General features: G+C 51.2%; 19 protein-coding genes. 9 read left to right on the forward strand and 10 right to left on the reverse strand.

Annotation, left to right across the window (positions count from 1 at the left end; translation table 11 throughout):
- Positions 1 to 53 precede the first annotated feature (53 nt).
- Both G8768_RS06260 and G8768_RS21255 read left to right on the forward strand, forming a co-directional pair.
- Positions 54 to 743 (forward strand): winged helix-turn-helix domain-containing protein, encoded by a 690-nt coding sequence (locus G8768_RS06260; protein WP_166849751.1) that lies wholly within the window; start codon positions 54 to 56, stop codon positions 741 to 743.
- Entirely contained in the window at positions 740 to 2,179 is a 1,440-nt protein-coding gene (locus G8768_RS21255; RefSeq protein ID WP_166849749.1) for an ATP-binding protein, read from the forward strand. Before G8768_RS06260 ends, G8768_RS21255 begins: the two co-directional genes overlap by 4 nt.
- Positions 2,180 to 2,290: 111 nt before the next feature.
- Here G8768_RS21255 and crp read toward each other — a convergent pair whose 3' ends face one another.
- Entirely contained in the window at positions 2,291 to 2,926 is a 636-nt protein-coding gene (gene crp, locus G8768_RS06270; RefSeq protein ID WP_166849746.1) for a cAMP-activated global transcriptional regulator CRP, read from the reverse strand.
- A gap of 524 nt (positions 2,927 to 3,450) precedes the next feature.
- Here crp and G8768_RS06275 point away from each other — a divergent pair.
- Positions 3,451 to 3,873: an OsmC family protein gene (locus G8768_RS06275; protein WP_166849743.1), complete on the forward strand. Its 423-nt coding sequence runs from the start codon at positions 3,451 to 3,453 to the stop codon at positions 3,871 to 3,873.
- Between the two features lie 26 nt (positions 3,874 to 3,899).
- Here G8768_RS06275 and coq7 read toward each other — a convergent pair whose 3' ends face one another.
- The gene (gene coq7, locus G8768_RS06280) at positions 3,900 to 4,547 is read right to left on the reverse strand and encodes a 2-polyprenyl-3-methyl-6-methoxy-1,4-benzoquinone monooxygenase (RefSeq protein ID WP_166849740.1); all 648 of its coding nucleotides are present in this window, start codon (positions 4,545 to 4,547) and stop codon (positions 3,900 to 3,902) included.
- Between the two features lie 122 nt (positions 4,548 to 4,669).
- Between coq7 and G8768_RS06285 the strand changes: the two genes are divergently transcribed.
- Entirely contained in the window at positions 4,670 to 6,154 is a 1,485-nt protein-coding gene (locus tag G8768_RS06285) for an AAA family ATPase (protein ID WP_166849736.1), read from the forward strand.
- An 86-nt stretch (positions 6,155 to 6,240) separates the two neighbouring features.
- Here the strand turns inward: G8768_RS06285 and purD are convergent, their stop codons facing one another.
- From purD to prmA, 6 genes are all read right to left on the reverse strand, one after another.
- Positions 6,241 to 7,527 (reverse strand): phosphoribosylamine--glycine ligase, encoded by a 1,287-nt coding sequence (gene purD / locus G8768_RS06290; RefSeq protein WP_166849733.1) that lies wholly within the window; start codon positions 7,525 to 7,527, stop codon positions 6,241 to 6,243.
- Positions 7,528 to 7,840: 313 nt separating this feature from the next.
- Positions 7,841 to 9,424, reverse strand: a complete 1,584-nt coding sequence (gene purH / locus G8768_RS06295) for a bifunctional phosphoribosylaminoimidazolecarboxamide formyltransferase/IMP cyclohydrolase (RefSeq protein ID WP_166849730.1) — start codon at positions 9,422 to 9,424, stop codon at positions 7,841 to 7,843.
- 55 nt (positions 9,425 to 9,479) lie between these two features.
- Positions 9,480 to 9,791 (reverse strand): DNA-binding transcriptional regulator Fis, encoded by a 312-nt coding sequence (gene fis / locus G8768_RS06300; RefSeq protein WP_166849727.1) that lies wholly within the window; start codon positions 9,789 to 9,791, stop codon positions 9,480 to 9,482.
- The gene (gene dusB, locus G8768_RS06305; protein WP_166849725.1) at positions 9,788 to 10,804 is read right to left on the reverse strand and encodes a tRNA dihydrouridine synthase DusB; all 1,017 of its coding nucleotides are present in this window, start codon (positions 10,802 to 10,804) and stop codon (positions 9,788 to 9,790) included. The genes fis and dusB overlap by 4 nt, the downstream gene beginning before the upstream one ends.
- Before the next feature lie 319 nt (positions 10,805 to 11,123).
- On the reverse strand, positions 11,124 to 13,061 hold the full coding sequence (locus G8768_RS06310) for a DUF3426 domain-containing protein (RefSeq protein WP_166853332.1): 1,938 nt from the start codon (positions 13,059 to 13,061) through the stop codon (positions 11,124 to 11,126).
- A gap of 136 nt (positions 13,062 to 13,197) precedes the next feature.
- Positions 13,198 to 14,070 carry a 50S ribosomal protein L11 methyltransferase gene (gene prmA / locus G8768_RS06315; protein ID WP_166849723.1) on the reverse strand — a complete coding sequence of 291 codons (873 nt, stop codon included), beginning with the start codon at positions 14,068 to 14,070 and terminating at the stop codon, positions 13,198 to 13,200.
- 157 nt (positions 14,071 to 14,227) lie between these two features.
- On the opposite strand from prmA, the gene G8768_RS06320 reads away from it, so the two are divergent.
- The 5 genes from G8768_RS06320 to G8768_RS06340 all read left to right on the forward strand — a co-directional run bounded on the left by G8768_RS06320 (position 14,228) and on the right by G8768_RS06340 (position 18,676).
- Positions 14,228 to 14,491: a PilZ domain-containing protein gene (locus G8768_RS06320; RefSeq protein ID WP_166849721.1), complete on the forward strand. Its 264-nt coding sequence runs from the start codon at positions 14,228 to 14,230 to the stop codon at positions 14,489 to 14,491.
- Positions 14,492 to 14,668: 177 nt separating this feature from the next.
- Positions 14,669 to 15,340: a TetR family transcriptional regulator gene (locus G8768_RS06325; protein ID WP_166849719.1), complete on the forward strand. Its 672-nt coding sequence runs from the start codon at positions 14,669 to 14,671 to the stop codon at positions 15,338 to 15,340.
- Positions 15,341 to 15,475: 135 nt separating this feature from the next.
- Positions 15,476 to 15,874 carry a c-type cytochrome gene (locus tag G8768_RS06330; RefSeq protein WP_243749365.1) on the forward strand — a complete coding sequence of 133 codons (399 nt, stop codon included), beginning with the start codon at positions 15,476 to 15,478 and terminating at the stop codon, positions 15,872 to 15,874.
- Between the two features lie 87 nt (positions 15,875 to 15,961).
- Positions 15,962 to 17,368: a D-arabinono-1,4-lactone oxidase gene (locus tag G8768_RS06335; protein ID WP_166849717.1), complete on the forward strand. Its 1,407-nt coding sequence runs from the start codon at positions 15,962 to 15,964 to the stop codon at positions 17,366 to 17,368.
- 42 nt (positions 17,369 to 17,410) lie between these two features.
- The gene (locus tag G8768_RS06340) at positions 17,411 to 18,676 is read left to right on the forward strand and encodes a DSD1 family PLP-dependent enzyme (RefSeq protein ID WP_166849715.1); all 1,266 of its coding nucleotides are present in this window, start codon (positions 17,411 to 17,413) and stop codon (positions 18,674 to 18,676) included.
- Between the two features lie 32 nt (positions 18,677 to 18,708).
- On the opposite strand, the gene G8768_RS06345 is transcribed toward G8768_RS06340, so the two are convergent.
- Together G8768_RS06345 and G8768_RS06350 are read right to left on the reverse strand one after the other, a co-directional pair.
- On the reverse strand, positions 18,709 to 19,320 hold the full coding sequence (locus G8768_RS06345) for a replication protein P (RefSeq protein ID WP_243749366.1): 612 nt from the start codon (positions 19,318 to 19,320) through the stop codon (positions 18,709 to 18,711).
- Positions 19,289 to 20,431, reverse strand: a complete 1,143-nt coding sequence (locus G8768_RS06350) for a DnaT-like ssDNA-binding domain-containing protein (RefSeq protein ID WP_166849711.1) — start codon at positions 20,429 to 20,431, stop codon at positions 19,289 to 19,291. Before G8768_RS06350 ends, G8768_RS06345 begins: the two co-directional genes overlap by 32 nt.
- Between the last annotated feature and the right edge of the window lie 30 nt (positions 20,432 to 20,461).

Below are 20,461 nucleotides of genomic sequence, written 5' to 3' on the forward strand. Positions count from 1 at the left end.
GTATAAAATACAAGGCTATACCGCTGACAATCAGGCAAGCAAGGTTGAGATCATTGAAAATTCTACTGGTTGAAGACAATCAAGAGCAGGCCCAGTTTATATGCAAAGGCATGCAGGAATCTGGGCATTGCATTGATTGGGCGAAAGATGGCCGAGAGGGCTTTCAGCTGGCGACTCAGCAGCACAGTGACTATCAATTGATAATTTGCGACCGCCTGATGCCGGAAATGGATGGCCTTCATATGCTCAAGGCATTGCGGGCCATCAATATGACGACACCGGTATTGATCCTCAGCGCCCTCGATAGTGTGGATGAGCGTGTGAAGGGCTTGCGTTCAGGGGGCGATGATTATCTGGTTAAGCCCTTTGCCTTTAGTGAACTGCTGGCGCGGGCCGAAATTCTGGCCAGTCGATTTTCACCAGTCACTGCGCAGGTGGATAACTCCCTCTCAATGGCCGATCTGGAATTGGATCGTATGAGTCGAAAGGCGTGCCGGGCGGGTAAGAACATTGAACTCAACACTCGGGAGTTCCATATCCTCGAGTATTTCTTACAGAATCCCGGTCGGGTAATCACGCGAACCATGTTGCTGGAACAGGTCTGGGGACACAATTTTGATCCGCAAACCAATGTGATTGATGTGCACATCAGCCGATTGAGAAAGAAAATTGATTCGCCGGGCACCACGCCTCTGCTGCACACCGTGAGAGGTGCTGGATACAAAATGGAGGTACTTGAGTGAACCGGCGGCGCCCCTTTCAAAACCTGTGGCGCGACCCTTTCAGTGGTTTATTGTGGATCTATGGTGCGGTGGCCACGGTATTTTTACTGTTGGCGTTTTTACTGGCCGATTGGCTGGGCGCCTGGTACATAGAGGATTCCGCTCAGCTGGCTCTGGAAGCCAAAATGGAGCGGCTTGAAGCGCAAATTCAGAAGCAGGCTGAAACCCTTCCAGATTTTAAAGCCAGTCAAAAAGAGTTGGAAAAACTGCTCAGAAAAGAGTTCGCCACGGATGAGGTTTATGAATTCTTTTTGTCCAAAGAAGACGGACTGATTAGCAGTATTGATCTGGTTCCTCCGGAAATGCCGGTATTTATTACCGACCCGAGGGACCTGGAAGACTTCACGTTTTATCATGATGGTAAGGAAGTGACTTTCTCCACGCTTACGGCTCCCCTTGAAGGGTTTGAGGCTGAGTTAACCGTTGCGCTTGACCCTTCCATTTTGAGTTCAGACCATAACTGGCCCGCGATCTTCTTTACCATTATGGCCGTAGTCTTGCTGGTCGGTTTGTTATTGAGCTGGTGGTTGCAACAACGCATTAAAGCCAGGTTGCTCGATATCAATCGTACGACCGCTTCCATTGTGGCCAGCGGTGATTTGAGCCAGCGTGTAATCGACAGTGAGCTGAGTGGTCCTTTGGCGGTGACTGTCGATAATATCAATCACATGCTGAGCGATGTAGAAACCGCGATGCAGGCTACCCGACAACAGGCCAATAATATCGCCCATGATTTACGTACGCCTCTGACGGTGGCTTACAATCAATTGCAGGCGGCTGCCAAGCAGCATCCGGAGCTTGAACACAGTGAGAAACTGCTGGCCAATTTGCAAAACACTTTTGGCTTGCTCCTGCAAATTAATCGCCTGGAAAACAGCAGTGAGTTTTCCGATCTGTCGGAGATGGACCCTTACCCCTGTTTTGTGGATGCCATTGAGCTTTATGAGCCGGTCTTTCAAGCGAATCTGCAATCCCTGGAGTGGAATCTCGATCAACATCTGGAAGCACGCCCAGAGGGGCTGGGAATGGTGAAGGGTGACCACGCTTTGCTGATGCAGTCACTTTGTAATCTATTAGACAATGCCAGTAAATACAGCCCTGAGGGTTCTATTGTTCGCCTTCACATTAAAGATTCAGAGGATCACCTGTGTATTGAGTGTACCAATCCCTGGCTTCAATCTTCTTCGAGTGTCGATCCGGAGCACTTGCAGGAACATGTGTTTGAGCGTTTTTATCGAGCGGACCAAAGTCGAACTGAAGAAGGCAATGGGCTAGGCCTGAGTTTTGTCAAAGCCGCCGTGCACGCCATGGAGGGGGAGGTCAAACTCAAGGTGGAGGACGATGTTTTTTCAATTTCAATCTGCCTGTTGAAAGTCGGCTCAGGTAAGCAGACATAGTGTTCGGTGACTGCTGAACGATGCGCACAAAATAATGCGAAAACGCGGGCAATAAAAAAGGGTTAGCGCACTGGAGGCGCTAACCCTTTTTAATATCTTTGCCGAATGGACTCAGCGGGTGTTAAACACCACCATGGTCTTACCTTTAACGGAAACCAAACCCTGATCTTCCAGAGTCTTCAGTACGCGACCTACCATTTCCCGAGAACAGCCTACGATGCGACCGATTTCCTGGCGGGTAATTTTAATCTGCATGCCATCCGGATGTGTCATTGCGTCGGGTTCCTGGCTTAAATCCAGAAGCGTACGAGCGACACGGCCAGTCACATCCAGGAAGGCCAGGTCGCCGACTTTGCGCGTGGTATTGCGCAAACGCTTGGCCATTTGACGGCCCAGAGCGTAAATAAACTCCGGGTGATTTTCAGAAATCTCGCGGAACTTTGAATAACTGATTTCCGCCACTTCACACTCGGTCTTGGCTCGGACCCAGGCGCTACGAGCGTCATTGTCTTCAAACAGACCCATCTCACCAATGAAGTCACCTTCGTTAAGGTAAGCGACGATCATTTCGCGACCTTCGTCGTCCTCGATCACAACTGTTGCTGAGCCCCGAATAATGTAATACAAGGAGTCGCTATTATCGCCAGCATAGATCAGGGTACTTTTTGCGGGATACCTGCGTCTGTGGCAATAGCTTAAAAACTCTTCCACATGCTCAATATGTGGTGTTAGTGGAACGTTGTTCAATGTTGACTCCTGGCGTCGCTTCTTCTGCGTCTGACTGACCCGTTATCGCATCCCTTGCCGTTTGCTGAACCTTCAGCGCTTGTCCCATCAAGCGATAATACTACAGGCTTCGCAGGCGCGTTTTGACCGGGTCTTTATAGTTCTAAAATAAAGGGTTTTTGTTTTTCTTATTCCACAGCTCCAATGCGAGACTGTGACCAAATTAGACAGCGATTATGGCGCTAATACTCCCCTTAATCTACACTTTAAAACGTTTCCTTGGCAATTATCCGATGAATTGTGACTTGCTCCTAAAAGGAATTGTGATAACCACCACGGCAACTGTGTTTACCGGTTGTAGATTAATCTGTGATAGACCTCGCCAAACGCCTAAAAGTTTCCTGTTAAGAGCACTTTTGCGGAATATTTGGCCGACAGGCTTTGATATTTCAGCATAAGGATATAGAGACATAGCCTAAGGGTATGCCTCATTCGCTGTCTATGCATGTGGTAAGCTGTCGCTTTTGGTCGGCTTGAGGAAAAACATGAAAGCACAGGTGAAGTGGGGCGGAAACGTTCATTTTGTGGCTACCACAGGAACAGGGCATACCATTGCGATGGATGGGCCGGAAGAGAAAGGTGGGCAGAATCTGGGCGCGCGCCCAATGGAGCTTATGCTGGTTGCGGTTGGTGGTTGTTCCAGCTACGACGTTGTGGGCATCTTGCAAAAGTCCCGTCAGGATGTGGAATCCTGTGAAGTTTTTGTCGAAGGTGAGCGTGCCGATGCGGTGCCGGCGGTCTATACCAAGATGCACCTGAAGTTCGTAGTCAGCGGTCGTAATCTGAAAGAGAGCCAGGTTAAAAAGGCGGTGTCTTTGTCTGCGGAAAAGTACTGCTCGGCGTCGATTATGCTCCAGGAAGCGGGTGTCGAGATGACACACTCATACGAAATTGTCGAACTTGATTAAGTGGGACAAATACACACGCTGTAGCATTAGATACGATAGCTGGTTTTGGTCATGGCTTTGGACATCAAACTCATGGCCTGCTTGATAGGGCCGGGGAAGCGAATGCCACCCGCTTCAAGAGCCGCGTGGGAATGCTTCTCTTCGTCTTCCAGCATTTGCTCAACAATTGCTCGACTTTTTTGATCCTGCTCGGGCAATGTTTGTAAATGCTCTTCCAAATGCTCACAAACCTGATCTTCAATTGCTGAGACAAAACCCAGGCTGACCCGGTCGCTGATCAAGCCAGCGGCGGCACCCATTCCGAAGGACAAGCTGTACCACATAGGGTTCAGCACGCTGGTGTGGCTGCCTAACTGGCGTGTGCGATCTTCGCACCAAGCCAGATGATCGATTTCTTCGTCGGCAGCGTGTTCCATTTCCTCGCGTACTTCAGGCAGCTTGGCGGTCATGGCCTGACCTTGGTACAGCGCTTGCGCCATGACCTCGCCCGTGTGATTGACCCTCATCAAACCTGCTGCGTGTTGGCGTTCGGTTTCGCTCATTTCGACTTCGTCCAGCTGCAGAGCCGGGGATGGCCGGCTGTGGGCTTGTGTATCCGGGCTGAGGGTACGAAGGGCTCTGTCGGCTTGTCCGATTAGCTGATCGAGAAGGCTGTGGCGACGCAGGCTTGCCATGGGGTTTACTCATTTTCGGGTTTTAAAAACATTATTCTACTGTATCCTGAAGCAGAGGGGAAAACCATCCAAGGCGAACGTTTCGCTCGTCTAAGCTTTGAATATGTCCGGGAAGCAACGTAATGAATGAAGATCTGAAAGCCGTATTTGACAGTCGTCCACCTTTAGTGGTGCTGGAAAGCTACGACGAGAAAACAGCTTTGGATCAAATCCTGGAACAAGGCAGGCCCAAACGCCAGTCGGTGTATCGTTGGTCGGTTACCGATGGCTTAACTCGTTTAACCTTCGGTTCACAAATCAATTTGAATTCCAGTACCACCGAACCTGAAAATGTATTGGAACACATCAAGTCTGCGAGCAAACCCGGCCTGTTTGTGCTCTGCGACTTTCATCCATATTTCAAAGAAAACCCGAAAATTATTCGTTTGCTCAAAGACATTGTGTTGAATCACGCAGCAATGGCTCACTGTCTGGTGTTTGTGAGCCATAAAATCGAATTGCCTCCTGAGCTGGTACGCTACAGCGCACGGGTTGAGCTTATCCCTCCGACGGATGAAGAGGTGATGAACATTGTTCGCGAGGAAGCGACAAAGTGGGCGTCGGAGCAAAGCGCTGATCGAGTCAAGGCTGATCAAAAAGCATTGGATATGCTGGTCTCTAATGTGCGCGGTTTGGGGCATCAGGAAATCCGCCGTCTGGTGCGTGGTGCGATTGCTGACGATGGGGCAATCACCGAGGATGATATTCCGGTGTTGAATCGCGCGAAGTTTGCGTTGATGGATATGGAAGGGGTGCTCAGTTTTGAATACCGCACGGCCAAGTTTGCCCAAGTGGGTGGTCTGGACAATTTGAAACTCTGGTTAAAGCAGCGACAACAAGCCTTCCTGAAAACCGGCAGCAACGGGGCGAAAGATACACCGAAAGGCATGTTGATGTTGGGCGTGCAGGGTGGCGGTAAAAGTCTGGCGGCAAAGGCGGTGGCAGGCATGTGGGATTTGCCTTTGCTGCGCTTGGACATGGGCGCTTTGTATAACAAATATTTTGGCGAGACGGAGCGTAATCTGCGTGAGTCTTTGTCCCTGGCGGACAATATGAGCCCTTGTGTGCTTTGGCTGGACGAAATTGAAAAGGGCCTGGCCCAGGGTGGTGAAGATCACGGTACCTCCAAGCGTGTATTGGGTACTTTACTGACCTGGATGTCCGAGCGTGACAAGCCAGTGTTTATTGTTGCGACCAGTAATGACATCAGTGCATTGCCAGCTGAACTGGTGCGCAAAGGTCGCTTTGATGAAATCTTTTTTGTGGATTTACCAGGGCCACAGGCAAGACAGAAAATTTTTGAAATTCATCTGGCCAAACGCGGCTATCGAACAGATTTGGATTGGACGGCCTTATTACGAGCCAGTGAAGGCTTTACCGGTGCTGAGATCGAACAGGCAGTGATTGCGGCAGGTTACAGTGCCGGTGCCGATAAGCACGATGTGACGTTTTTATCTTCGGAGCAACTGTTGGCAGAGTTGTCGGTCAGTGTTCCCTTGTCTCAAACCATGTCGGAGCAAGTGAATGCGCTGAGAAGCTGGGCCCAGGACAGGGCGGTACCCGCATAAAAAATTCTGGAAAACGACTGATTTTCAAAACAAAAAAGGCCAGCAAACTGCTGGCCTTTTTTGTCTTTCCCGAGAGCTGATCCTGATCAGGATTGCTCGCGTGCAATGGCGCGATAGCCGATATCGTTACGATAAAAGCTGCCTTCCCAGCTGATGGATTTCACCAGCTTGTAGGCTTCGGCCTGGGCTTCGCTAACACTGTTGCCGAGCGCAGTCGCACACAAAACACGTCCTCCGGCAGTTACAACCTTGCCATCTTTCATGGCTGTGCCGGCGTGGAAGACTTTGGCGATATCACTGCCACTGTTTTCCAGGCCGTGAATGGCATCGCCTTTGTTATAACTGGCTGGATAGCCGCCAGCGGCCAGCACCACACCCATAGCGGCGCGACTGTCCCAATCTGCCGTGGTGCTGTCGAGATTTTTATCCAGAGCAGCATTACACAGCGCTACCAGATCTGACTGCAGGCGAATCATAATTGGCTGGGTTTCCGGGTCGCCAAAACGGCAGTTGTACTCAATCACCTTTGGTTGGCCATCAGCACTGATCATCAAACCGGCATATAGGAAGCCGGTGTAATCATTGCCTTCCTTCGCCATACCTTCAACGGTTGGAACAATGACTTGTTCCATAATGCGATCATGAATTTCAGAAGTCACAACAGGCGCTGGGGAGTAGGCACCCATGCCGCCGGTGTTAGGGCCAGTGTCGCCATCACCAACACGCTTGTGGTCCTGGCTGGTGGCCATTGGCAAAATATTTTTACCATCGACCATCACGATAAAGCTGGCTTCTTCGCCGTCCAGAAACTCTTCGATAACGACGCGACAGCCTGCATCACCGAATGCATTGCCTGATAGCATGTCTTTAACGGCCTCTTCGGCCTGCTCCAGAGTTTCGGCAACAATTACGCCTTTACCCGCAGCGAGACCATCGGCTTTAACGACAATGGGCGCACCTTTTTCACGCAGATAGGTCAGCGCGGGCTCAACCTCGGTAAAGTTCTGGTATTCCGCAGTAGGGATATCATGGCGAGCCAGGAAGTCTTTGGTAAAGGCTTTGGAGCCTTCCAATTGAGCTGCACCTTTACTTGGGCCAAAACAACGCAGGCCGCGCTCAGCAAAGTAATCGACTACGCCATCAACCAAAGGCGCTTCAGGGCCGACAATCGTTAATCCAACCTGATTCTGTTCAGCAAAATCGGCCAGAGCTTCAAAGTCGCCTACGCCTATGGCAATATTTTCAAGCTTGTCTTCAAGCTCCGTGCCCGCATTTCCCGGAGCCACAAATACTTTCTCAACATCAGCGCTCTGCGCCGCTTTCCAGGCCAAGGCGTGTTCGCGCCCACCAGAACCGATAACCAATATATTCATAGTAAAAGTCAGATGTGAGAGGAAACATTTGCGTGAACAAATTTTCCTTCTGGTTAATTAAAATCACCGCCCGTTAATTTTTAAAAAAATTAATAAGGCAACAAGTGGTGAGTTTGTGTTTCCGATAAGGCTCTATTTGTAGAGCCCCTCATCCTGCAGTAATTCTGCTCTTATTGTTTAGTGGAATGTTCAGGGGCGATTTGACTGTTCTGGCCGGGTGCCTCAGGGCCAGGAAGGGAATGTACGCAGAGTACATGACCAACCGAGCACCGAAGCAACTCGCCATGGCTGTCAAAAAGCCCTTAAAAAACCATTAATGGCGGAAGTGACGCATTGAGGTGAATACCATCGCCATTCCGGCCTCATCGGCCGCAGCAATCACTTCGTCATCGCGAATGGAACCGCCCGGCTGAATCACACAGCTAATGCCCACCTTGGCAGCGTTATCAATGCCGTCACGGAATGGGAAGAAAGCGTCGGAAGCCATGCAGCTGCCTTTGACTTCCAGACCGGCGTGTTCGGCTTTGATTGCAGCGATGCGTGCCGAGTTAACGCGACTCATCTGGCCAGCACCTACACCAATGGTCTGGCCATTTTTACCGTAAACAATGGCGTTGGACTTAACCATCTTGGCCACTTTCCAGGTAAACAGCAGGTCACGAATTTCTTCTTCGGTGGGCTGACGTTGGGTCACTACTTTCAAATCGCTGGCCGTAACCATACCCAGATCACGATCCTGAACGAGCAGGCCACCAGCAACGCGTTTCAGATCGAAGCTGGCTGCGGTTTGACCCCATTCGCCGCATTCAAGCAGGCGAACGTTTTTCTTTTCAGCAACCGCGGCTCTGGCTTCGGCACTGATGCTGGGTGCGATGATCACTTCCACAAACTGCTTTGCGCAAATATTGGCCGCAGTCTTGGCATCCAGCTCGCGGTTGAAAGCGATAATGCCACCGAATGCGGATTCAGGGTCTGTTGCGAAAGCCAGCTCGTAAGCGCTGTTGATATCTGCAGCGACAGCAACACCGCAAGGGTTGGCATGCTTCACAATAACGCAAGCGGCTTCGTCAAAGAGTTTTACGGTTTCCAGTGCCGCATCGGTATCAGCAATGTTGTTGTAGGAAAGTTCTTTCCCCTGAATCTGCTGAGCGCTGGCAATGGTGCCGGCAGGTGCATTCTTTTCAACATAGAAGGCGCTGTCCTGATGAGAGTTTTCACCGTAGCGCATGTCCTGAGCTTTCTGGAACTGACTGTTGAAAGTGCGTGCAAACTTGTCGTTACCACCAGGAACCAGACGGCCGAAGTAGTTGGCAATTGCGCCATCGTAAGCAGCCGTGTGCTCGTAGGCTTTAATGGCCAGATCGAAACGCGTAGCCTGACGGGTTGCACCCTCATTGGCTTTCATTTCGGCAATAATGGCGTCGTAATCGCTGGCATTCACCACGATATTTACGAAGGCATTATTTTTCGCGGCTGCACGAACCATGGTCGGACCGCCGATATCGATATTCTCGATGGCGTCTTCCAAACTGCAATTTTCTTTGGCAACGGTTTGCTCGAAAGGATAAAGGTTAACCACAACCATATCGATCGCGTTAATGCCGTGCTCGGCCATTACGCTGTCGTCCTGGCCTCGACGGGCCAGAATGCCGCCATGCACTTTGGGGTGCAGGGTTTTTACCCGGCCATCCATCATTTCCGGAAAACCGGTGTAATCGGATACTTCGGTAACGGCAATATTGTTTTCCTGCAACAGGCGGAAGGTTCCGCCTGTGGATAGCAATTCAACGCCCATGGCGCTGAGTTGCTGGGCAAATTCAACAATACCTGATTTATCGGACACGCTGATCAGCGCGCGTTTTACAGCAACCAGGCCTTGGTCATTGCTAGAGCTCATGGGTAGATCCTGTCGGTGATCAAATAGGTGATCGGGTAAATGACCAAATAACGGCTTACAGTAAGCCGTATTGCTTCAATTTTTTACGCAGGGTGCCACGGTTCAAGCCCAGAACCTGTGCGGCTTTGGTTTGGTTGTGGCGAGTGTGTTTCATGATCACTTCCAGCATGGGAGCTTCCACCTCGGCCATAACCAGTTCGTAAACGTCAGTTACGCTTTGGCCTTCCAGATTGCGGAAGTAGTTTTCCATCGCAATTTCAACGCTATCACGCAGAGACTGGTTGCGGCTGGTGTCGGTCAGCTGGTTAGTCTCAACAGGCGTGTTCGCTACTGGAGCTTCAGTTGCGAAGGTTTCTACGCTATTCATGCGGCTTGTTCCTCTTTAGTCTTGATTAAGTCGTCGAACAGCTGTTCGACATAATGCTGTTGTTGTTGGCTGTCTTCCAGGCGATTGAATGTCTGACGCAAAGCAGACCAATCGAAGGCAGCCCTTTGGGTATCTGCAGCCAGTGTCTGTAGATACCAGCCCATATGTTTACGGGCGATGCGCAAACCGAGGTAGTCACCATAGTATTGGTGGAGTGCCTCGAGATGCTGGGTAATCGTTTGTTGAATTTCGGGCAGTTCGGTCGCTGGTGCTTCACCGTGACCGGCCAGGTAGTGATTAATTTCACGAAATATCCAGGGGCGCCCCTGGGCACCGCGGCCGACCATGATGGCTGCAGCCTGGGTGTGTTTCAGTACCTGTTGTGCTTTGCTGGCCTGGGTAATATCGCCGTTAGCGATGACAGGAATATTGACCGCCTGGACAATGTCGGCAATGGTGTCGTATTCAGCTTCACCTTTAAAGCGGCAAGCGCGACTTCGACCGTGCACTGTCAGGGCTTGAATGCCGGAATCTTCCGCGATGCGAGCAATGCGCAGACCATTGCGTTCTTCAGTTGACCAGCCGGTGCGAATTTTCAGGGTCACAGGTATGTCAACCGCAGCAACTACTTGCTGCAAGATATCAGCCACCAATTTTTCATCGCGCAACAAGGCGGAGCCTGCGGCCTTATTACAGACTTTCTTGGCTGGGCAACCCATATTGATATCCACAATCTGCGCACCCTGGTCCACACAGGCTTGTGCGGCCTGAGCCAGCATGGCGGGCTCTGCTCCGGCAATTTGTACGGCACGGGGCTCGGCTTCGTTTTTATCAATGAGTCGTTGTTGGGATTTGCGGCTGTTCCAGAGCTTGGTGTCGGAGGTCAGCATTTCGGCCGTTACCATTCCCGCACCATACTGTTTGCACAGTCGGCGGAAGGGTTGGTCTGTAATACCAGCCATAGGCGCCAATACGGCGGGGCTTTGGATCTGATATGGGCCGATATGAAACAAGTTTCTTTCCTGCAAGCTGGTTCAAGACCCTATCCAAGCCCTTGTTTTCAATGAGCTTTAGATATCGGTCAGTTTTGGGGTAAGCGTTTTTTGCTCTTGATTACGGGGTAATAGGAGCTGCTTATTTTTCCACCAGGGTCCCGAAAAAGGGCGCATATGATACCTGTAGAGGACCCGCTTAGGGAAGTGGGAATTTGTTCGATTTGCCGTTTTTTTGATCGGTCAATGGTAGGCTTGAATGACTGTCGCCTGAATTTGCATAAGTGCTGTTGCGGAAGAGGGCTCAACAGGGGCGGATTTGTCACCACCCCGTTGGTAATTAGCGAACGTCGACTTTGTAATTCACTGCTTCGTTACCGGGATCGACAATATCGAGTGACAGGTGAATCGGTCTTTGGATAGGCATACGGCTGGCGCCTGCCAATTCACCGGCCAAGTACTCGGACGGGCGAAACACTCGGCTCGCCAGTGCCTTGCCCTGAATGTCGCTGAAGGTGAGTTGGATGTCCGGGAATTCCTGCTCGAACTGAGCGAGGTTTAACAGCACCATATCCACTACCAGTGCCTGTTCGGTTTCTGGGTGGCTGCGAACCACCAGATTTGAGGCTTTGAGTTTACTCAGGTCAATCTGGGGGGGCAGTGAGCAGGATAAAATATTACAGGCGATCTGGTAGTAGTCTCGATACGGCGGTTGGCGGTTTAGGTCGTCAAACTTAATCCAGGCAAACTGTCCGATAGCGGCGAGTAACGCCAGCGCGACACCGCTGCCCCATAGCCAGTTCCAGTTGGGTTTTTCCTGGCGAAATTCCATTTCCAGCGGCTCGGGCTCAATGCTATCGATCATCTCCGCTTTGCTGGGTTCCTCCTGCTGGGGAACAATGCGAACTTCGAGTTCGGGCTCGCTGTCTTCTTTCTCGCTCCCTTTGGAATGAAGGCTGTCGGCGTCGCTTTCCTGTTCATCCAAATCACGGTTGAGTGCTTCGGCCTCGGAATCTTGAGGGCGATAAGATTCATCGTCCTGCTCAAGATTGAATTCACTGTCGGCGGCCAGGCTCAGATTTCCGCTTTCGATGGAATCCATGCTGAGCGCATCTTCCAGTTCAGAGCTCAGGTCCAGCCCGCCAAGTTCAACTTCCTCGGGGTGTTCTTCTTTTTCAAGATCCGGCGCAGGGCGGTCATTCAGGATATCTTCGAGCGGGCTGCTCTCCTCCATGGTGCGGCCATCGAGGACTTGTTCAATCTTTGAAGGCTGGTTGAGATCTTCGGCCCCATCCAGCTCCTTCATCATCATGTCGAGCGCCCAGCTTTCATCGAGATCGTTTTCGCTTTCCTCGGGCAGTTCCGGACTAAACGCCTGGGGCAGACTGCGATTGGTTTCAGGCTTTTGTTTAAAGTGCTCGGTATCATCATCGGTAAAGCGCGGCTCGTCGGGCTTGCTTTGTGCATCGTCCTCTTGAGCTGTGGCCTCGATGTTCAGCTCGGGATGCTTGTCTTCCGCGCTTTTGTCGTTATCTTCAATTTCGTGGCTGCTCTCAAGGTCAGCTTCATTGATGTCGAGCGCCGCTTGAGTTTCTTCTTTGGTAGCTTCTTCCAGGCTTTGTTCGGCCAGTTCGCTCAGCTCTTCAAAAAAATCGCTGTGGCTGCTTTGTATGGAGTCTTCTCGACTTGTGTCACTGTTGTTGGGCTCTGGAGAAATCTCCGACACTGGACTTTCAAGGTCGTTTTCACCAAAGCTACTGAAATGGCTGTCTGCCTGGCTTTCGCTGGGAGGCTCGATATCAAGATCGGTCGCAAAAGCCGCTTCAAGTTCCTGATCCAACTGCTCTGCCAATTCCTGGTCGACCTGAAGAAACGGATCGTCATCCATATCGCTGGCGAGTTCTTCGAACTCCTGGCCTGTGTTGCTCTCGTCTTGTTGTTTCGGATTTGAATCTTCGGGGTACTGATCCCAGCTGGGTAAGCTGCTGTCTTCTTCGGGGGTGCTTTGCGTCGGGTTTTCGGCTGCATCGAACTCGGTGCTCGCAGGCTCATCTTCTGTTCGATGTTCTGTTTTCGTAGGCGCGAGGTTTGAAGATTCCTGCTTGTGGGTCTCTGTTGCCCGGGGTTCGGATTCTTGTTGCAGACCATCAAAAACAATGTGGTCAGTGGCTTTGAACACTTGCAGACAGGAACCACAGCGCACTGCACCCCGGGCGCTGGCGAGCTGCTGGCTGTTCACATTAAATGCGGTGCTGCAGGCAGGGCAGCGAGTGATCATTGTATCCACTGTGGTAATTTTTGTTCCTGATCCTGTCTGTTCTAAGCCGGCTCCCCTCAAGGTGACGGCTTGATCGTGGCCAACAGTGTAGCGACTCTATGGAGATTGGGCCACTCCCCATCTTTTCAGTGTGAAATCAGTCCTTTATCTTCGTTGCAGTGAGGCAAACCCATTCTTCGTGTTGCTGTGGTTCATCGAACGCAAACCAGGGTTGATACGCCGCCATCACGACTTCGGCTTGATTGAAAAGAATGCCAGACAGGCACAGCTTGCCGCCGAGTTTGGTCAGGGCACTCAAACTGGGCGCCAGTTCGGCCAGAGGGCCAGCAAGGATGTTGGCCAGCATGACATCGGCGGCTTCCCGGGGGCACTTCTCAGGTAAAAAGACGGTAATCGCGTCTTCGGGGAGTTGGTTACGTTGGCTGTTCTCGCGAGTGGCAATCAGGGCTTGTGGGTCGATATCGACTCCGATAGCTTTTTTGGCCCCTTTCAACAGAGCGCCGATTGCCAGAATGCCTGAGCCACAGCCGTAATCGATAATGTTCTGGTCTTCCAGGTCCTGGGCGGCCAGCCACTGCAAACATAAAAAAGTGGTGGGGTGGGTGCCGGTACCAAAGGCCAGGCCCGGGTCCAGCATCAGGTTGATGGCCTCGGGCTGCGGCGGCTCAATCCAACTGGGGCAGATCCAGAAATCATCGGCACATTGAATGGGGTAGTAGTTTTTCATCCATTCCCGTTCCCAGTCTTTATCCTCAAGCTGCTCCCAGCGTCCCGTAATATTTTGCTCAGCAAAAAACCCCGAAATGGCTTTGGTATCGATATCGGCTTCGTAGAGTCCGGTGACACGGGTTTCCTGCCAGAGAGGCGTTTCGCCAAGTGCCGGTTCCAAAATGGGTTGATCTGCATTATCTTGCAGAGTAACGGATACGGCTCCCGTTGCCAGCATCAGGTCTTCGATGGCCTCGGCATGGCTGCGGTCGGAGTCAATTTTAAGTTGTAACCAGGGCATAGTCGGTCTCAGTACGGGTTGCTCTGTTGAGGGCTATAATGGATAAGCGGCGCTATTATACTTAGCGTAAATATAATGCCTAGCAGCTGGCGGGGAAACGGGTGGGAATATGGAACCAGAAAAACGCTCATCACGTCGGGTTAAGGTTCTTTGCCGAATGAAAATTTATCATTCGAGCTTTGGCGAGAAGGAAGTAAATACCCGGGATGTTTCTGATGAAGGTCTCTTTTTATTATTGGACGCGACGATTCTCCCGCCCATGGGCACAATCATTCAGGGTCAGGTCTTAGGCACCGCTAAGCCCCAAGCCTTGCTCGATATGGAAATTGTGCGCTTTGAAGAGGCTGGTGCTGGTTTTCGAGTATGCAAGGCCAACGGGCGCTCGGGTTTATCCTCCAGCTTGAGGGATTTGGGTGTTTAGAATGCACCTCGACCCGGTTAGTATGCCTGATGTTTATTTTGTAAGTCGTTTTATTTAAGCGTCTTGTTAAGCAAATTCAAATAAAAACAAAACACCAGACTTAAGTCCCGTGGACAAGTATATTGGCGGTGGTTAAGCTGCGTTTCTCTTTTAAAGACCCGTTTTATAGGTAACTTTGTGCCCTTTAAAAAATCCCATGTGCCGCCCGAATTACTGGAAAAGAATCGTCCCCAGCAGCAGCGTGCTGTACAAACCTATGAGGGCATTTTAAAAGCGGCTTGCGAATTACTGATCGAACTCGGTGTCGAGCGGATTTCAACCAATCTTATCGCGGAGCGTGCGGGAATTACCGTGCCGGCTCTGTATCGCTACTTTAAAAACAAATACGCCGTGCTTTATGCGTTGGGTGCCCGCTTGATGGATCGCCAAAACCAGATACTGGTGGAGTGGCACGAAACTTACTTCGATCCCAGCGAACCTGAAAAGTTGTTTGCCGAAGTTGAGGGCTTGGTGCGGCAAACCTATGAGGTAACCCGCGAGCAGCCTGCGAGCCTGGCGGTGCTCTCGGCCATGCGGGCCATACCGATTTTGCAGGAAGTGCGTTTGCAGTCTCACAAACGCATGACTCAGTGGCTGCTGTCCCAGTGGCAGGCCTATTACAAGGTGGATGAAGATGAATCGCGCATCGCGCTGCAGAGTCGTCTTTCGATGGAAGTTGCTATGACGGCGGTGGAAATGGCTATTGAGGATGATGAGACCTCTGCGGAGATGGCAATCGAGGAAGCGGCCAAGATCATCGTTCTATATTGGCGCGATATGATAAAAAGCCTCGAGTATATCGGCCAGTAAGGGCTTGGCGGCTCTTTTTATCCCCTGTTTGTTTCTTGAAATGACGCTCAATGCTTGACCTGAGCAGCTTCTCACCGTATCTTAAAAGTTAGTTATAACTAGTATATTAAAAATGTCGACAAAACGGGCCTGAATATGAAGAACAGAAACACCAATTTGCGCTCCACTATGGGCATCCTCATGCTGGCAATCAGCTCTGTTTTGTTGCTCAGTGCTTGCGGTGGTTCCGAGGATAAGGCGGCTGCCGGTCCGAGCAAGGCCTCCCTTAGATCATTGGCACCGAGTGATCCGCAACTGGCGGCGATTTACCAGCGTAGCTGTAAAGCTTGCCATGGGACCGGTGCGCCGGCGATTCCCCAGAGCGGTGATGTAGAGGCCTGGAAGCCCCGTGCAGCGAAAGGTATGGACACGTTATTGGATAACGTGATTAACGGCGTGGGTGGAATGCCGCCATTGGGAATGTGCATGGATTGTGACCCTGAGCAGTTTGAGGCGCTGATTCAATTTATGGCGGGTGATGCACTCTCTGAATAGAGCCTGTAAAAATAATTCTAAGAAGAACGCGAAGAATTTGAAAACTTCCAAAAGGTCATTTTGAAAATACCGTATTAAAGGTAAATCATGAGTAATCGAAGACAGTTTTTAAGTGCCCTGGTTGCGGGCGCCACCGTGGCAGCGGTAAATCCCAGTATCAGTTTGGCGGCTTCCGCGAGTGGCTCCGGTCAAGCCGCTGGCGAGGGGACTGCCAAGAAAAAACGTCGCATCCCTTGGCGCAACTGGTCCGGTTCACAACAGTGTTATCCGGCTGCACGGAAGGCGCCCTCATCGCTTGAGGAATTGCAAGAGATGGTGGTCAGTGCTGAAGGTATTGTACGGCCGGTAGGTGCGGGTCATTCGTTTATGCCGCTGGTACCGACCGACGATACGATTATTTCCCTGAGCCGCCTGACTGGTGTCGTTGATCACGATACAGCGGATAATTCTGCCCGCATTTGGGCGGGGACCCGATTGGGGGACATCGGTGGTCCGCTGGCTGAGCATGGCCAGGCTTTGATTAACATGCCTGACATTGATGAGCAAAGTCTGGCGGGAGCACTCGCGACCGCGACACATGGTACAGGTGCTTCCCTTGGTTGCATGTCGAGTTATGTGGATGGCCTTCAGTTATTAACCGCCAATGGGGAAATTATCGAGTGCAATGCCCAGGAAAATGCGGATGTTTTCAAAGCCGCGCAAGTGGGGCTGGGTGCTTTGGGAATTGTCACTCAGGTCCGCATGCGCAATATGCCGCTTTACCGACTGCGCCGCGAAACCGAATGGATGCCGGTGGAAGAAATTTTGAGTCAGGTGGATAAGCTGGCGGATAATAATCGTAACTTTGAATTTTATTATATTCCCTTTTCAGGCATGGGGTTTACCGATGTGCACAACATTACGGATGAGCCGCCATCGCGTACCGAAGAAATGGATCAGAACGACGGTGCTAATACTCTGAAAAGTATCCGTGACTGGTTGAGTTGGTCGCCAAAAATTCGCGAGCTGATTTTATCTTCCTATATGAATAGCATCGATAAGGAAGTGGTGGTGGCAAATTCCTGGGAGAACTATGCCAAAGAGCGCAATGTGCGTTTCAACGAGATGGAGTACCACCTGCCGCGAGAAAATCTGGTACCGGCTTTTAAGGAAATTCGGGCTGAGGTGGAGAATAACTTCCCCGAGGTATTTTTTCCATTCGAAGTGCGTGTGGTTAAGGGTGACGATATCTGGTTGAGCCCGTTTACGGATCGGGAGAGTTGCTCAATTGCGGTGCACCGCTTTTTTCAGGAAGACTTTAAACCTCTATATGCCGCAGTTGAACCTATCTTTAAAAAGTACGGTGGCCGGCCACACTGGGGTAAGTTAAATACCCTGAGCGGAGACGAGTTATCCAAGTTGTATCCTCGTTGGCAGGATTTTAAAACGGTGCGCCAGCAACTGGATCCTAAGGGTAAGTTTTTGAATCCTTACCTGAAGGGCTTATTCGCCTAATTTATTTGCAGGATATCGCTTCAATACAATCGAGTACTCGAGATGCAGAAAACCAAAAGAAACATGTTGCTGGGGTTGGGGGCTGCGGGTGTGGCCGCCTTCGCGTTACGACCAAAAGATAAGGGTGGTGCGCACAATGGTTACTTTAAATCTTTGAGTGCGGGTCTGGAGGATGCTTCAGTTGCACAGCCCAGCCTATTGATCGATAAGGCACGTCTGCATAAGAATATTGATACCCTTAAGAAACACATTAATGGTCGTTTTCATTTTCGAGTGGTAGCCAAATCATTGCCTTCTGTGGATTTGTTGCGGGAGGTGATGGTGCGTGCAAATACAGAGCGTTTGATGTTATTTCATCAGCCCTTTGCCAATCAGGTCGTCAAGGCTTTTCCTGATTCGGATGTGCTGTTTGGCAAGCCAATGCCTGTTGCGGCGGCCCGAAATTTTTATCAGCAACTGGAAGGTGATTTTCAACCGGCACAACAAATGCAGTGGTTGATCGACAGTCCGGAACGGCTGGAGCAGTACCAGGCGCTTGCCGAGTATCTCGGTCAGCCCATGCGAATCAATATCGAAATTGATGTGGGTTTACATCGTGGAGGCGTCAACAGCGAAGCTGATCTTCTGGATATGCTGAAGGCCATCAAGGCGAGCCCCTTGTTGAGCTTTTCTGGTTTGATGGGTTATGAGCCTCATGTGGTGAAGTTGCCGGGTGATGCATTTTCTCATCGTGATAAAGCGATGGCTGAGTATCAAAAATATCTGGATGTGGCAGTTAACTTTTTTGGTGAAAAAGATCCGAGCTGGACGTTGAATGCCGCCGGCAGCCCGACGTATCAGTTATACGATGAAGGTGAGTTTCCCCACAATGAACTCGCGGCTGGCTCCTGCCTGGTAAAACCCACCGATTTTGACCTGCCGAGTTTGGCAGACCATCAAGCGGCATCGTTTATCGCAACGCCTGTCATTAAAGCTCTGCCCAGTACTGAACTGCCCGGTGTGGCGGCTTTGGGGAAATTGATGGCCTGGTGGAATCCGAATCGCGAGCGCAGTTTCTTTACCTATGGCGGCTATTGGAAAGCTCATGCGGAATCACCGAAGGGTTTGAGCCCGAATCCGGTTTTTGGTCGCTCGACGAATCAGGAGATGTTGAACGGTTCGCGTTCGGTGGAATTACAGGCGGATGATTGGGTGTTCCTGCGGCCGACACAAAGCGAGTTTGTGTTTCTTCAGTTTGGGGATATCGCGGTGCTGGAAAATGGTAAGGTCAGCGAGCGCTGGCCGGTGTTTCAGCAGCAGGCGGTTTAGCGCTTTGTTGCCGGGCGGCTGAAGCCGCTCAACTACAAATCCAACTGAGATCGTAAGTCGGCCATACGCTTGCGATTTTCTTCTTTTGACAAGGGTTCGCCGACTTCTTCGGGCAGGGCTTTCAGTTCGGGCATGCTTAGTTTATTGCCTGCCAATACTTGCTCGCAGTATTTTTCGTAGCACTGTTTGAAGATGGGAAAGGCCGTTTTCTCGGCGTTGCTGGCGAGCATAAACCAGCCCGCTTCTTTACCGGCCAGGTAAACAGCAGGATGGCTCCATTGGGCTTCAGCTTTCGGGCTGGGTGCGCCACAGGCCTCCTGGTAGGCGCTGTAGGGGGCAGGCAGTCCGTGTTGAGCCGGGTCACCTTCGCAAGCGCGAATCATTTTATTGAGCGTGGGCAGGTAGTCCGAGGTTTCCATCACCCGCTTGGCGCCGCGCAGAATGCTTTCATTGTCGAAACGCTGCAAGCCTTCCAGCCACAGGCGTTTGGCTTGCCCGAGTAATTCGTCGCTGCCAAAGGCGCTGTGATACTGGTTGTGGTAATTAATGCGGAACAGGCTGAAGACCTGATTGATGGTCTCCTTGCGTGCCTGGATATCGTCGCTGTTTTGATTACCAGGATGTGTCAGTGAGGTCTTCGACAAGGCTGCGTTCTCTCGTGCTGCGTGGTTGTTGGCCGTTGGCGGCATTATTGGGCTGCAACGCTTTTTGTTGCAGTTTGTGCTGCTGCGCCCAATGGTATTTTACATGTTGTAAAAATTTTGTATTCCAGGAGCTGTGTGCCTGTTTGGTCTCTTTCCAATACAGTACAAACTCCGGGAGCTGTCGCTGGGCAAAATCCATATCGATATTGGCCATACGAAGAATATCAAACACATCGGCACTGGGCTGCCAGCTGTCGGCGATGATTTGTGGGTTGGCATCGTGAGCAACTGAGGACTGGAAGCGAGCCCACTGGCGTCGAACGTGCTGGATAAATTTGGTGTTCCAGGTGTCGGCGCTGGTGCCTTTCTCATGCCAATACAGAATGAATTCCGGTATGGCGTCCTCAACAAACTGTGGCGTGATGCCGGCGTGCTTAATCATCATTTCCATCGCTTCATGGCTTGGGCGCCAATTGAAATCGATGGGGCGCATTTGGTCGCGCTGATGGGTGAATGTCTCTCGCTCGCGCCATTTATGGATGACCCGGTTGATAAATTTCGCACTCCAGGACTTATGAGATTCACCGCTATCGCGCCAGAAAGTAACAAATTCGGGAACCTGGGCTCTGGCAAACTGCTCATCAACATTCATTTGTCGCAGGCGTTGAAGCGTGTCGTTATCGGGCTGCCAGTTGGGTGCGATCAAAGTAGCACCGGGTTGAATGGATTGGCTTGGGCCAGTGGAGACAATTGGCAGTCCCAGTTTGTTGGTATTTGTACTTGGTGTGCTGGTGGCGGTGTTGGCTTGCCTTTGTTGATTCACAAAGCAAAACAGCAGCACGCCGCTTTGTTGGAACGGTGCCGAGGCTATATGGATTAATCCCTTTGCCGCCAGGCTTTTGCTAACGCGCTCCAGATCCAGATCGCTGAAAAAAGGCAGGCGTTTTTGCTGGTCTTGTTGACTCAGGGACCAGAATTGTTGCTGGTCAGGGTCGCGAATATCAGCCAGCTCGGACAGTACGGCAAACAGGCAGGCTTCCTCAAGGCCGATGGTCGCAGCCAGGCCTGGAGATATGGGTAAAATTCGTTCGTGATCAAATGGGGAAATCATGGGCCAATATTACCATCGATTAGGCAGCGA

Origin of the sequence: Pseudoteredinibacter isoporae (assembly GCF_011602085.1) — a bacterium.
Lineage (GTDB): Bacteria > Pseudomonadota > Gammaproteobacteria > Pseudomonadales > Cellvibrionaceae > Pseudoteredinibacter > Pseudoteredinibacter isoporae.

Coding starts and splice junctions, on each gene's coding strand:
- purD (WP_166849733.1), bottom strand. CDS start 7,527: ATGAATATATTGGTTATCGGTTCTGGTGGGCGCGAACACGCCTTGGCC.
- G8768_RS06330 (WP_243749365.1), top strand. CDS start 15,476: ATGAAGAACAGAAACACCAATTTGCGCTCCACTATGGGCATCCTCATG.
- coq7 (WP_166849740.1), bottom strand. CDS start 4,547: ATGGCAAGCCTGCGTCGCCACAGCCTTCTCGATCAGCTAATCGGACAA.
- prmA (WP_166849723.1), bottom strand. CDS start 14,070: ATGCCCTGGTTACAACTTAAAATTGACTCCGACCGCAGCCATGCCGAG.
- G8768_RS06340 (WP_166849715.1), top strand. CDS start 17,411: ATGCAGAAAACCAAAAGAAACATGTTGCTGGGGTTGGGGGCTGCGGGT.
- G8768_RS06285 (WP_166849736.1), top strand. CDS start 4,670: ATGAATGAAGATCTGAAAGCCGTATTTGACAGTCGTCCACCTTTAGTG.
- purH (WP_166849730.1), bottom strand. CDS start 9,424: ATGAGCTCTAGCAATGACCAAGGCCTGGTTGCTGTAAAACGCGCGCTG.
- G8768_RS06335 (WP_166849717.1), top strand. CDS start 15,962: ATGAGTAATCGAAGACAGTTTTTAAGTGCCCTGGTTGCGGGCGCCACC.
- G8768_RS06275 (WP_166849743.1), top strand. CDS start 3,451: ATGAAAGCACAGGTGAAGTGGGGCGGAAACGTTCATTTTGTGGCTACC.
- G8768_RS06350 (WP_166849711.1), bottom strand. CDS start 20,431: ATGATTTCCCCATTTGATCACGAACGAATTTTACCCATATCTCCAGGC.
- G8768_RS06320 (WP_166849721.1), top strand. CDS start 14,228: ATGAAAATTTATCATTCGAGCTTTGGCGAGAAGGAAGTAAATACCCGG.
- fis (WP_166849727.1), bottom strand. CDS start 9,791: ATGAATAGCGTAGAAACCTTCGCAACTGAAGCTCCAGTAGCGAACACG.
- G8768_RS06310 (WP_166853332.1), bottom strand. CDS start 13,061: ATGATCACTCGCTGCCCTGCCTGCAGCACCGCATTTAATGTGAACAGC.